Genomic DNA, 13,728 nt, shown 5'->3' with positions numbered 1-13,728 from the left:
GGCTGATAATTATCGACCATACGGCTTACAACCATCAACCATACGGCCGATAATTATCAGCCATTGATTTTTCCCTGTTCAAAGATACGAAAGAATAAGGCGAATTATCCTATTGAATACTTATTTTCTATAGTCTCCCACCTCTTTTACAAGAATATTCGATTTTCAGCAGTTGAACTGCTTTTTCCAGAACAGGATCTCTCTCCTGAATGAAACTTTCAACAGTTTCTTTGACTTCAACATCCGGTATGATCCCAACTCCTACAAATATAGAACCATCAGGATATGTATCTTTTTTAGTACATATCATAGCGTGAACATCTCCCGGCAAAGTAATTTCCATAGGATTACCAGTGCTTCCACCGGTAGTCGCCCCTATCAGTTTTCCTCTTTTCATATTGCGAAATGCGACACAAAAATCTTCTCCAGCAGAAAATGTACCTTCATCCGTTAAGACAACAACAGGATTTGAGTAAATGTCTTTACCTTCAATTGGATGTATGACCGTAGCTTCGTGCCAGTCAGTCTCTTTACCCGCGGAATAAATAGGAGGCACATACGTGGAGATAGCCCATGAACTTCCCTGAAAAGACTCACGGGCAAGATGCTGCAATATATACATACCCGCTCCAGTATTACCACCGACATTTCCACGGACATCAATAATCAGTGCCGATGAAGACTTCAATTGCTTATATATACGATCAAATTGCTCCCTTAAATCTTCTCCTCCCATAAAAGAACTTATACGCAAATAAGTAATATTATCATCCAGTTCTTCATAATAAAAATAATCTTTCAGCTTTTCATCCAGATAGTCCAAAGAAGCAACAAATTTAGGATGATTTATAAATGAATCAAACATTCCTCCTTTATAAGCATTTAGAGGGATGTATGTTTCAGTCATACGTCTGGATATCGTTTCATCGAATATTCTGCCATTGGCATCTTTGAAAGTGATCGTAACAGGTTCATCAATAAATCCCCTGGTCAACTGACTGTTGAAAGCAAGCATTTTCCGCCATTGTTCTGTGGATGAAGCAATAAAGGGATACAATTCCTTTTCTGCATGCGAATGAACATCGATATTATTTATTTTCAGTATTTCCAAACCTCTGACAATGCCCCTTTGAGTAAGCGTATCATTCCTGACATCACGCACAAAAACCCAATTATCAATCAATTTTGTACGTAAAGGTATTGAATGGTTATAGATATTATAAAACTCCGGGGGAAGCAACACATCCGTATGCCCATCGTTCATGTTAACAGCAAAACGCTGCAACTCTCTATAATATGCATAATCAGTATCACTGTTCAAAATACGCGACAATGCTTCATTATAAAGACTATCATAATTTATCGGTAACTGATCCCAATAAACAAAATTATATCTTATTTCAGACCATAGCTTAGATAGGCCATACACTTTTTCATTTACTGTAAGTTTTTGTTCACTTTTTGGCTCACTCTTACAAAACACCGAAAGACTCACTAGCGATAAAGAGAATACTACGATAAAAATTCTTTTCATACTTCACTTCTTTATATTATTCGTCTATTCGACTATTTATTTCTTTTCATGGTTACAAAGAAGTAGAAGGATTTTCTCTTATTTTTGAAAAAATCACTCATCAGTAGACACATCACCTTATTTTTACACTATCAGTCGATTGGCTCACAAGCATTAACCACTGATTTTTTCACCAGTATGATAAGGTAAGGTAAACCAGAACTCTGAACCGACACCGACTTCAGAAATAACGCCAATCCGTCCACCTAGCTTTTTCACCAATGTATCGCAAATGGAAAGTCCTAACCCTGTACCCTGAACAAAGTCATCCAGTTTTACGAATCTTTGGAAAATAAGCGCGCGATCTTTCTCAGGAATGCCACAACCGGTATCGCGTACATAATATGTCATGCCGCTTTCGTCTTCTGCCGGTTTGTACCCTAATGTAATCGCACCTTCTTGTGTAAATTTTAATGCATTGCTCAGGAAATTATTGATTATCTGCGATACGATACGACGATCGATCAGCTGCTGGCAATCCACCAAGCCATCTTCCAGTTTAATAGTGAGATTATGAGACAGGTCGATATGAGACATACAGGAAAACTCCCTGAATAAATCCTTGAGATTCACTTCCTCATAAACAGGAGTTATTTCACCGGATTCGATACGAGAGATATCCAGAATGTCATTGACCAGTTGAAGCAGAAGACGGTTATTATCACGAACGATTCGCATATATTCCTGTTTCTCTACCATAGAAAGGTCTTCTTCCATCAATATCTCGCTGAAACCGATAATCGCATTCAGAGGCGTACGAATCTCATGACTCATATTAGCCACGAATGCCGTTTTCATCCGGTTACTTTCTTCTGCCTGGTTCTTGGCTTCTAACATATCCATCAGTTTTTTCTCCGACTGTTTATGCCGCTCGATACAACTTGCAGTACCAATCACCTCTATTATTTCATTGCTTACAGGATCATGGACCGGTATAAACAAGAATTCAAACCATTCATATACACTCTGGCCAGAAATGGTTGTACGGACACGCACCTGCACACTCTCCTCTGTTCCTTTCCGAAAAGAGTTTGTGAAATATTTCCGGAAAATAATCGTATCATCCGGATAAATAAAATTATAAAACTCCTCGGCACTGAATAGTTGTTGTTCCCTCTGAGAATAGCCCAGACGACTTAATAACAATTCATTATTATAAAACCTGTGGGTTTTTATATCATAGATCCAAGAATATATCTCACTCTTCTCAAGAGCCAGCGAAGTCAACATCTGATGACGTTTCAACTCTGTCTGTATCGATATCCGTTCCAAGCTGATCGCAGTAGCTTTGGCAAACAATTTAGCCAGTGACAGTTCGGCATCTGTCCAACGATTTTCATTTCTTTGACGAATAATAATAAGCACGCCCCACAATTTACCATTCGATACAATTGGTTCAGACATCGAAGCGGTATATGGTATTTTATTGGTGACAAGATAATTGAACATATCACATAGTAACTCTTCTTCGCCGAAATAACCGATACGGGTAAATCCCTGTTTATAACGGTTTATAAACTCCGGGATCGTTGAAACCAAAAAACCTTTTGGCAATAGGATCGTAGATGATTCACTCGAAACGATCTCTTTCAGACACATTTTACTGATCTCCTCATTATAAGCCAGATAGCAACATGTATCCGAATCATAATGTTCATTGATCAGTCGAAGTATACTTTGTACATCGATCGTGTTATTCTCCTGCACCATCTCCAGCATACAACTCATTATACGTTGGCTGTTCAAATCGTCATTCCTTATTTTCTCACGAAGAGACAATAACTGATTGGCTATTGCATCTTGTTTTTCATCCGGATAACAATAACCTGTTATATACCCCAAATGACCATTTCTATCAAAAACACCTATGGCTGACCAGAGATAAGCTCGTAATACACCATCCTCAGCAAGATGATGTATATAAAATTTAAATGACGGATGCTCCGGTGTCAGCCCACATATAGAGTCACGCAACACATCCGCCCGGTCTTCCGGGAGAAAATCATAAAGACAAGCATTCTCTATTTCCTCTATCTTTTTATTAAAGATGTCACATACAGACTTATTTACATTTGTAACAATTCCGTCCGGAGTCATCTGAACACAAGCCAACGGAGCTTCCTCATACGAAAACGAAAGAAACTTATTCCGTTCTTTTAAGTGTTTTATTTCTTCTTTCGACTCCTCTAATTCTTTTTGCTGATTCTGAAATAACCGGATCAGTTCATTGTGTGACAAAGTATCGTAATCCATTTGTTATGCAATTTTTATCTGGAAATAAATATCATTATGCAAATAAACAACATTTCCCGGGAATAAGCACCCGAAAACACCATAATTTTCAACGCATTTCATTCATACGACACAAATAAACAAAGATTGCCTTTTACTACGAGACCTTAATAAGAATTAATAATTCTGATTATCGCAATATATTTCTTACTTTTGCAGGTTAGAAATCTTAGGTACACCATAAGAAGTAACATGGAAAAGGAAAACAACCCCATATACGAACGTAACACGCTGGAGTTTGTAACTGTAGCACTGGAGTTTTGTACATTTGTTGAAACAGCCGCAGACAAAGGCTTTTTCGACTTTGTGAACAAAGCAGTCAAACTATTGCCGTTACTTTATCTGAAAGCAACACTTTTACCGGCAGTAGAACCGGGTGAAGATGACGAACCGGAACTAACCGTTACGGAAGATATGTACGAATCTGTCCGTCTGCGGATTGCTGGACTGCTGGGAGAAAAAGATTCCTATCTGGAAACCTTTCATCCGGACATGCAATATAGCGATACGCCTATTGCAGCTTTTATCTCCGAAAATCTGGCTGATGTTTACCAGGATACCGGAAATTTCGTTTCACTTTTCCGTCAGGGAAACGAAGAAGTCATGCTTCAGTCTATTGCCTTATGCCGTACAAACTTCCAGGAGTTCTGGGGACAGCAACTCCTCAACGCGCTGAAAGCACTTCACGCAGCCCGTTACAGTGATGATGAAATTTTTGAAACGAACGAGGAATGATGACACAATATACTCACACAATAACAAAAGAAGAAATATCGCTTCTTGAAATAGAAGAATTCTCAGGACGGATTATCGTGATCGACACAGAAAAGGACACAGATAAAGCTGTCAGCTATTTATCCGGATTCGGAGCTGTAGGTTTCGATACGGAAACACGTCCCAGTTTTAAAAAAGGAACGCGCTATAAAATTTCCCTAATGCAAATCTCTACAGACGAGGCCTGTTTTCTTTTCAGGTTGAACCGGATAGGTATTCCGCAGTCGCTGGAAGATTTTCTTGTGAATGACAAAATACTGAAAATCGGGCTTTCCCTACGTGACGACTTTGGTGCCATGCGGAAACGGACTGACATCAAACCAGCCAACTTCCTCGATTTGCAGAATTATGTCGGCCAATTCGGAATTGAAGATGCCAGTTTGCAAAAGATATATGCCATCCTTTTTGATAAAAAAATATCGAAAGGGCAACGCCTGAGCAACTGGGAAGCCGACGTACTGACCGAACAACAAAAGAAATATGCAGCCCTCGACGCCTGGGCTTGCCTAAAAATATACAACCAATTGAATCAAGATAAATAAATGAGTTACTGTAAAGTTTTTCTCAAACCGAAAAAGGAAGAGTCATTGCTACGCTTTCATCCGTGGGTGTTCTCCGGAGCTATCCAAAGCATTGAAGGTAACCCGGAAGAGGGCGACCTAGTAGAAGTGTACGGAACAAATCAGCGTTTCCTGGCTATCGGACACTATCAGATCGGCAGCATTGCCGTACGCATTTTATCGTTCAAACCGATCGCCATCGACGCGAACTTCTGGGAAGAACGCATTCGTGTCGCCTACACGCTCCGTAAAGAACTGGAACTGGCAGAAGTGGAGAACAATGATACCTACCGTCTGATTCATGGTGAAGGAGATAACCTGCCCGGCCTGGTGATCGATATATATGCTCATACAGCTGTTATGCAGGCTCATTCGGTGGGCATGCACTATGCCCGTCACGACATTGCCGAAGCATTAAAGACCGTATTAGGAAAAAATTTACAGAACATTTATTATAAATCGGAAGCGACTCTTCCCTACAAAGCCAATCTCGGAAGCGAAGATGGTTATTTATATGGAGGAGAGGTAGAAGATATTGCCACAGAGAACGGGTTGAAATTCTGTGTAGACTGGCAGAAAGGACAAAAAACCGGATTCTTTGTCGATCAGCGTGAAAACCGTTCGTTGCTGGAAAAGTATGCGAAAGGTCATTCGGTATTGAATATGTTCTGCTACACAGGCGGCTTTTCTTTCTATGCCATGCGTGGTGGTGCTGAAGTGGTTCATTCGGTAGATAGTTCAGCCAAAGCGATCTCGCTGACAAATAAGAATGTGGAACTGAATTTCCCTGGCGATCCCCGGCATAAAGCATTTGCCGAAGATGCGTTCAAGTATCTGGAAAAGATGGGAAGTAATTACGATCTGATCATTCTCGATCCTCCTGCATTTGCCAAGCATAAGAATGTATTGCGCAACGCTCTGCAGGGATACCGCAAACTGAATGCGATTGCTTTTGAAAAGATCAAACCGGGAGGTATCCTGTTTACTTTCTCCTGTTCGCAAGTGGTAAGCAAAGAAAATTTTCGTCTGGCTGTGTTCAGTGCAGCCGCACAGTCAGGACGTAGTGTACGCATCCTGCACCAACTGACACAACCGGCCGATCATCCGGTTAATATTTATCATCCGGAAGGTGAATATCTGAAAGGGCTGGTTTTATATGTAGAATAAAAAATAGATTGATTTTCTTATTCTACTTAAAACAAAATCAAATATATCATTACCCAGGTTTACGGTACTCAACGTATTCCTGGGTAATTTTTATATATAAATATACGAAAAATACTACAAATATATCATTACATTTGTAGCATTTTGTAGTTAATAGTTAATCAAAATGTAATATCCGGGAAAAGGAGTAATAGCTATATTTGCGGCATTTTACAGCGAGTGTATATTGAAATAACCCAGGAGAATGTATCAAAAAACGGATGAAATAATATGGAACCTTTGTCTTAAAGGAGATCGTAAAGCTTTTGAAGTTTTATATAGGAGATATTATCCCATATTATATAATTACGGGAAGATATATTCGAAAGATACCGATCTCGTAAAGAATTGCCTTCAAAATTTTTTCGTTAAACTAATGTGCAACTACTCTAGCTTGTCAGAAACAGCTTCCGTACGTTGTTATTTGCTGAAAGCTTTCCGGTATGCCTTGTATAACGAATTGAAATCCGAACAAATCCGTAACGGTAAACTGGTTTGTTGTCCCGATGAGATCTTAACTGTCAGATCAGATCAATTTTTAGATGAAGAAGATCTGTCTCCCCGGAATGAACTTATAAGTGCTGCCTTCAGAAAGCTGTCTTCCAAACAACAGGAGATCCTGTACCTCTATTATATCAGGGAATTAACTCATGATGAAATTTCCAATTTACTAAATATCAATTATCAGTCCAGCAAAAATCTTCTTTTCAGATCAATTGCCAAATTAAGGGATTTACTTCTCTCCGATCCTTCCATAAATGAAAAATAATACACTTCATATTAACGACTACTCAACAAGAAATGTTAAACACAGTCGTTCGAGTGTTAAATCGCAGTTTGATTGAGTACCGTCGGAGCAGACAAATTGTAATTAATATAAAAAGCACTGCTCGTATGGCTAAAAACAAAATACCAAAGACAGAGTTCGACAACGAGATGAAGCAATTCATTTCATTAGTCAAGAAACACGAACAGGTTCCCGATATGGAAATAGAGGAAGCGTGGGCAAACGTGAAAGAATTGTCATCTGCCGGGTCCATAGGAAAGGATAAAAAGAAAACCCTTCGATATGTTCTTGCCGGATTATCTGTTGCTGCATCGATAGCCATTCTTTTCCTTATTTCTATTCTTTATAATAACCAACCACAGGAAGAATCCTCTTTTCTTACTGAGCTGGAAAAAGCTGCACCTATCGATAGTTTAAATCAGATATACCTCGTCCTTTCCAAGAATCAACAAGTTAAATTAGAGAACGAGGCTTATGTCAATTATGACAAGAAAGGTGGCGTAACCGTTAATAACCAAACCCCAGAAGTTGCAGAAGATCAGGCAACCGGAGTAAATAATCTGAACCATATAATTGTTCCCAAAGGAAAACGCACCCACATAACGTTATCAGACGGAACAAAAATGTATGTAAATGCAGCCAGTCATGTAATTTATCCATCGGTTTTCAGTGATGACAAACGGGAAATAGCTGTAGAGGGAGAAGTGTTTCTGGAAGTGGCGCATAATCCGAAAGTACCTTTTATCGTGAAAACAAAAGGGTTGGATGTAAAGGTGCTGGGTACTGTTTTTAATGTAACAGCCTATGAAGCAGATGATATTTCAGTCGTATTAGTAAACGGGCGTGTAGAGGTAAACTCATCTGCAAAAGAAAAAATGATTTTAAATCCTTCCCAGATGGTTAACTGGAAAGATGGTATAATGAAAAAAGAGAAAGTGGATGTAACAAAATATATCTGCTGGAAAGATAATGTCATGCTTTTAGAACTGGAAACCGTTTCAAAGGTTTTGGATAATCTATCCCGCTATTATGGAGTGCCTATTTGGTATAATAAGAATATAGCCAACCGGAAACTCTCCGGTAAACTCGACCTCTGTGAATCCATCGATGAAGTACTGGAAATCGTAAAGGTTTCAGCCTCATTAAACGTCGAAAAGATAAATGGCGGAGGATATCATTTTTACGAATAGGGACAAAAGGGAGAATAAAGACAGATAGTATTAACAAATAACAGATTTGCCTATGAAGAAGTAATAAAGTAGAAATAAAAAAGATCGGACACTGTTGGCGCAATTATCCGATCTATTTTGAGAAATAATCCTTAGTTGTTTAAAAGATTAATATACAAAGGTATGGAAAATATCACAGCAATTAATCGAAAAAAGACTAATTACATAAAATTAGCATGTTTATTGATATCTTTAATATCATTTCCTGCGTTACTTACCCATGCATCAACTTCCTCCGAAATCTCTGGGGAAATATTAACTGTTCAGATGCAGAACAAAACATTGAAAGAAGTTTTTTCATATTTAGAGAAAAATAGTAACTATGTGTTTATATATGAAGAAGCCGTAGATCTTGGAAAAAGAATCAATGTCAATATTTCAGACAAATCCATTGAAGATATTATAAAAGAAGTCTTCTCTTCAAATGGTTTTTCTTATATTATCAAAGGCAGGCAAGTAATTGTAAAAAATGAAAAGTCGACTGGTCTGATGCCGGCACCTGTTACTGCGCAAGACGGTATTGTTGTACGAGGCATTGTGACAGACCACACAGGCATGCCGCTTGTCGGAGTGAACGTAGTCGTAAAAGGAGCAACGATCGGAACCGTAACGGATATCGACGGTAACTTCGATCTGCCGAATGTTCCGAAAGGAGCTACTCTTCTATTTTCATACATAGGTTACAAAAGTCAGGAGGTGAAAGCACTGGAAAAACTGACAGTTACCTTAAATGAGGATAACGAATTGCTGGATGAAGTAGTCGTTGTCGGCTACGGCACACAAAAGAAAGTCAATATGACCGGTGCGGTTTCTTCTGTAAAAGTGGATGCCCTGGATAATCGTCCCGTAACAAATGCAACCAATGCATTAGCAGGTTTGGCGGCAGGTTTGTCCGTTACTAATACAGGAGGTGGTACACCGGGGCTGGAAAGTCCGACGATCCGCATTCGTGGGCAGGGTACTTTGAATAATTCAGATCCGCTTGTCGTGATCGACGGTATGGCAGGCGCCAGTATCAGCGATATCAACCCGCAGGACATCGAGTCTATTTCTATCCTGAAAGACGCTGCCTCATCAGCCATTTACGGCTCCCGAGCCGCCAACGGTGTCATCCTGATCACGACTAAAAAAGGATCGGAAGGATCCGCCAGAATCACTTACAGCGGAAACGTCTCGTTTGAAAAAGTAGCCAAACGTTTGAATCTTGTTACCGATTATGCCGATTTCATGGAAATTCAGAATGCCGGTTTACTAGCAAACGGCCAGGCTCCCCGCTTCTCACAAGGTAAAATCGACGAATGGCGGAACGATGCAGGTAGAAATCCTACGATCTATCCTAATACCGACTGGCAAGACCATATCTACCGTAGTCCCTCGGTAGTTCAAAATCACACTGTTACAGCCAATGGAGGTTCCAAGACAGCCCGCTATAACCTCTCTTTCGGTTATATTAACAATCCGGGCATGATTTACCACTCGAACTACAAACGTTACCAGATGCGTGCCAACGTGGATGTCGACATTAAACCCTGGCTGACAGTCGGAGCCAACGCATACGGTTATGTAGATTACAACAATCCTTCTGCCGATACTGCCGCCGACGGTGGTGATGTTATATGGGGCTACGGTGCATTCAATACGGTACCGGGTATGACACTCTATGATCCGGAAACCGGTTTTTATGGTGGTATTCAAAACCCGGAAGAAGAAAATGTCAGCAATGCTAACCCCTATCGTCGTATGTGGTTCTACAAAGAAGATTTCCCTACGATCTCCCGCCGTACCGTAGCTAAAATGTATGGACGCGTCACTCCGGTCAAAGGCCTGACTATCGACGCTTCATATACTTATAATGCATGGGATCGACGTATAGAACACCATTTAACAGACCGCGACCTGTACCGTTTTACAGCGGACGGACCGGTTTTACTTCGTGCCGGAGTTGTTCGCACGTATATCAGAAGATACAACTATCATAATGATTTCCGGGCATCGGATATAACCGCCCGTTATGAATTCAAAGTTGATAAACTCGATGCGTCTGTTATGGCCGGTGCCAGCCAGGAATATAATAAGTATGATACTGATTATTATCTGAAATATGACCTCGTGGATGAGTCGCTGACGGCTCTCGATGCTGCATCTACGCTTGGACGTATTACCGGTAATTACAACGAATGGGCTATGCGTTCCTATTTCGGCCGTATCAATTTGGTATGGGACGACAAATACATGCTGGAAGCCAATTTACGAGCCGACGGTTCTTCCAGATTCGCACCGAACAAACGTTGGGGGTACTTTCCATCGGTATCAGCCGGCTGGCGTATCACACAGGAAAAATTCATGGAAGATTATCAGGATTGGCTGAGTTCATTGAAACTTCGCGTATCCTACGGTTCGCTCGGAAACAATGCAGCATCAAACAATTATATGTATCAGTCGCTTTACGCGGCAACGAATTACGTGTTGGGAAATGCCGTCACCGGAGGTCTTTCACAGACCACATTATCGAATACTTACCTGACCTGGGAAAGTACTTATGTGACCAACGTCGGTATCGACTACGGCTTTTTCAAGAACCGTTTAAGCGGCTCTCTGGAATGGTTCAACAGAGATACGAAAGGTATTCTGATCTCACTCCCGGTTCCATTGGAACACGGTACATCCTCTGTGCCGAACCAAAATGCAGGCGAGGTTAACAACCGAGGTATCGACCTGGAAATCAACTGGACTGACCAAATAGACAAATTGACCTACTCTGTCGGCTTCAATATGGGCTTCGTGAGCAACAAGGTTACAAAATTCCAGGGCGATATCGCCTCTATCAGCGGGGTTAAGAAGCTTCAGGAAGGTAAACCGATCAATCAGTATTATGTGCTCGATGTTGATCGAATTGTCCGTGATCAATCCGATCTGGATTATGTACAATCGCTGGTCGATAAGAACCCGAATTATTTCGCGACTTATCAACGTCCTGAACTCGGAGATTTCCTGTTTGCTGATGCTAACGGCGACGGTAGCCTGAATGCCGACGACCGTATTGAAGTCGGTCACGGCGACAGTCCGAGACTGACCTTCGGTGCAAACCTCAGTTTAAACTGGAACAATTTCGATTTCAGCATGCTTCTCCAGGGTGTAGGCGACTATAAGGTGTACTATAACAATCAGGCTTTCCGTTTCACAACCGTTATGGGACAATCGCTTATCAAGGACATTACCGACAATGCCTGGACTCCGGAAAATCCATACAACTCCAAGTATCCGATACTGCGTAACAGCGCGAACAGCAAGAATAACACAGCCAGTACTGCTTTTATTCATAATGCGGCCTATCTTCGTTGTAAAAACATCCAGTTAGGTTATACGATTCCTAAGGATATCTCATCGAAGTTCTTTGTCGAAAATTTGAAGATCTACACCAGTATCGACAACTTGTTCACCATTACCAACTTCCCCGGGTTGGATCCTGAAATTGCAGCAACTGTCGGATATCCTGCAGTTCGCCAATATTCCTTAGGTCTCAATGTTTCATTCTAAAATCAGAAAACGATGAAAGCTAAAAATATAATTTCCGTTTTTTTGGGTTCAGCCCTCTTGTTCAGCAGTTGTGAAAGCCTGGACTATACTCGTCCGGATCAGTTGTCGAGCGTTACATTCTGGAAAACAGAAGCCCATGCCAAGCAAGCTGCTGTCGGTCTGTATGAGGCTATGATGCAAACCTGGTGTTTCGGTCTGGAGTTTGCATTCGATATGTGTACGGATCTGGCTGACGGGACCAGTCCTTTTGCCGATATTTCGCGTGGGACATCGTTTGCGTCGACCAGCGGCGCCGTACAAAACCACTGGCAATATCTATATGAGTTGGTTCACCGTTCGAATACTGTGATTCGAAATGTCTCCACAATGGACATCGATAAAACCATGATCGATCAGATAGTAGGTGAAGCCAAGTTTCTCCGTGCCATGGCTTACTTCCGCATGCTCAACTGTTGGGGAGGAGTACCGTACTACGATGAAAGCTGCATTATCGAAGAAGAATTTGCAACCGTGACCAATCCGCGTAGTTCTGCTGAAGAGATCCGTCAACATGTTATCGACGACTTGACCGATGCTATCGCCAAGCTGCCTGTCAGCTGGGCTAGCAGCGACTACGGGCGTGTTACTAAAGGGGCCGCCTATGCACTTCGTGGCAAGGTTTATCTCTTCAACAAGGAATGGACTAAAGCTATTGCAGACTTTGAAGAGATCGCATACAATAAAAGTAATAACTACGGTTATGCGTTGCATCCTGATTATGAAAATCTGTTCCGCCTCTACAACGGTGCACGTAGTAATGAAATGATTTTCGCCATACAATCTATCGATGGGAATGTAGCCGGTTATGCATTGAATATCGTCGGATATTTTGGAAACAAAGCTACCATGCGTCTGATTGCCAGTAATGCTATTGTGCCTTCGACTAATTTAGTCGACTTGTATGAAAAGCCTGATGGTCAAAAATTCAATTGGGAGGAAGTGTTCCCGGGTTTCAATAACGGCAATTCGGAATTTCGCCGCAAATGCCTGGCTGTTGCCATCAATGATGCCAGTACTGAAATTACCAGCACGCTGGACTGCGATACGGCAAAAGTTTCTGCTGCGTACAACGATCGCGATCCACGTCTGTGCTGGAATGTGATCACCCCGTTCTCTCATTATCTGGGTACGGATGCCGGTTCAGTCCCAAGGGATAAACAGTTCGTAATCGTTGATCCGACAAAGGGCGGTGCACCGATGGAAGCACAATCTTTCATCCGCAACTCTGAAGGTTGGAACTCTTACTTCTGGCGTAAATGGATTCCTACGGGCAATCTGGATGGTTATTGGGGGGAATACAGCCGTACGCCTTATGAATTTCCATTGCTCCGCCTTGGTGATGTTATCCTGATGCTTGCCGAAGCTTACAACGAAAATGGCGAAACAGATAAGGCTATCGCAGAAGTCAATAAGATACGTGCCCGTGTCAATATGCCGGGACTAAACTCCGGTCCTAGCTGGATGGCTGTCAACAGCAAAGACGAGATGACACAACGTATTCGCGATGAACGGGCCCGTGAACTGGCCGGCGAAGGCCAACGTTACTGGGATTTACGCCGTTGGGGCATCCTTCAGTCGACCGTTAAGGATGCCACCGATATCCTCGGCGATCTGATGTATGAACGAGCCTATCAATCACGTCACGAAATCTGGCCGATACCGTTTGTTGAAATGGAACGCAACCCGAACCTGACTCAAAACACGGATTGGTAATTGGATCATAGACACATG

At 41.6% G+C, this 13,728-nt stretch carries 9 protein-coding genes; 7 read left to right on the top strand and 2 right to left on the bottom strand.

Annotated features, from left to right (window positions below; genetic code table 11):
• Positions 1–127: 127 nt before the first annotated feature.
• Together QZ076_RS03735 and QZ076_RS03730 are read right to left on the bottom strand one after the other, a co-directional pair.
• Positions 128–1,534, bottom strand: a complete 1,407-nt coding sequence (locus tag QZ076_RS03735) for a S41 family peptidase (protein ID WP_293710482.1) — start codon at positions 1,532–1,534, stop codon at positions 128–130.
• 153 nt (positions 1,535–1,687) lie between these two features.
• The gene (locus tag QZ076_RS03730) at positions 1,688–3,826 is read right to left on the bottom strand and encodes an ATP-binding protein (RefSeq protein WP_293710480.1); all 2,139 of its coding nucleotides are present in this window, start codon (positions 3,824–3,826) and stop codon (positions 1,688–1,690) included.
• A gap of 231 nt (positions 3,827–4,057) precedes the next feature.
• Between QZ076_RS03730 and QZ076_RS03725 the strand changes: the two genes are divergently transcribed.
• From QZ076_RS03725 to QZ076_RS03695, 7 genes are all read left to right on the top strand, one after another.
• Positions 4,058–4,600 (top strand): DUF5063 domain-containing protein, encoded by a 543-nt coding sequence (locus QZ076_RS03725; protein WP_293710478.1) that lies wholly within the window; start codon positions 4,058–4,060, stop codon positions 4,598–4,600.
• A complete protein-coding gene (locus QZ076_RS03720; protein ID WP_293710476.1) occupies positions 4,597–5,181 on the top strand; it encodes a 3'-5' exonuclease in 585 nt (194 codons plus the stop codon). Before QZ076_RS03725 ends, QZ076_RS03720 begins: the two co-directional genes overlap by 4 nt.
• Positions 5,182–6,366 (top strand): class I SAM-dependent rRNA methyltransferase, encoded by a 1,185-nt coding sequence (locus QZ076_RS03715; protein WP_293710474.1) that lies wholly within the window; start codon positions 5,182–5,184, stop codon positions 6,364–6,366.
• Between the two features lie 244 nt (positions 6,367–6,610).
• The gene (locus QZ076_RS03710; RefSeq protein WP_293710472.1) at positions 6,611–7,174 is read left to right on the top strand and encodes a sigma-70 family RNA polymerase sigma factor; all 564 of its coding nucleotides are present in this window, start codon (positions 6,611–6,613) and stop codon (positions 7,172–7,174) included.
• 125 nt (positions 7,175–7,299) lie between these two features.
• The gene (locus tag QZ076_RS03705) at positions 7,300–8,382 is read left to right on the top strand and encodes a FecR family protein (protein WP_293710470.1); all 1,083 of its coding nucleotides are present in this window, start codon (positions 7,300–7,302) and stop codon (positions 8,380–8,382) included.
• Positions 8,383–8,745: 363 nt separating this feature from the next.
• On the top strand, positions 8,746–11,958 hold the full coding sequence (locus tag QZ076_RS03700; RefSeq protein ID WP_293710468.1) for a SusC/RagA family TonB-linked outer membrane protein: 3,213 nt from the start codon (positions 8,746–8,748) through the stop codon (positions 11,956–11,958).
• A 12-nt stretch (positions 11,959–11,970) separates the two neighbouring features.
• Entirely contained in the window at positions 11,971–13,710 is a 1,740-nt protein-coding gene (locus QZ076_RS03695) for a RagB/SusD family nutrient uptake outer membrane protein (RefSeq protein WP_293710466.1), read from the top strand.
• Positions 13,711–13,728 lie beyond the last annotated feature (18 nt).

Origin of the sequence: uncultured Parabacteroides sp., assembly GCF_905196875.1 — a bacterium.
In the GTDB taxonomy this organism is placed as follows: Bacteria; Bacteroidota; Bacteroidia; order Bacteroidales; family Tannerellaceae; genus Parabacteroides.
Note: the sequence above shows the minus strand (reverse complement) of the source record. Positions and strands in the feature narration are given on the sequence as shown.

Bases quoted from the DNA above. Each gene is read 5' to 3' on its own strand.
- QZ076_RS03735 (WP_293710482.1), bottom strand. From the start codon at position 1,534: ATGAAAAGAATTTTTATCGTAGTATTCTCTTTATCGCTAGTGAGTCTT.
- QZ076_RS03730 (WP_293710480.1), bottom strand. From the start codon at position 3,826: ATGGATTACGATACTTTGTCACACAATGAACTGATCCGGTTATTTCAG.
- QZ076_RS03725 (WP_293710478.1), top strand. From the start codon at position 4,058: ATGGAAAAGGAAAACAACCCCATATACGAACGTAACACGCTGGAGTTT.
- QZ076_RS03720 (WP_293710476.1), top strand. From the start codon at position 4,597: ATGATGACACAATATACTCACACAATAACAAAAGAAGAAATATCGCTT.
- QZ076_RS03715 (WP_293710474.1), top strand. From the start codon at position 5,182: ATGAGTTACTGTAAAGTTTTTCTCAAACCGAAAAAGGAAGAGTCATTG.
- QZ076_RS03710 (WP_293710472.1), top strand. From the start codon at position 6,611: ATGTATCAAAAAACGGATGAAATAATATGGAACCTTTGTCTTAAAGGA.
- QZ076_RS03705 (WP_293710470.1), top strand. From the start codon at position 7,300: ATGGCTAAAAACAAAATACCAAAGACAGAGTTCGACAACGAGATGAAG.
- QZ076_RS03695 (WP_293710466.1), top strand. From the start codon at position 11,971: ATGAAAGCTAAAAATATAATTTCCGTTTTTTTGGGTTCAGCCCTCTTG.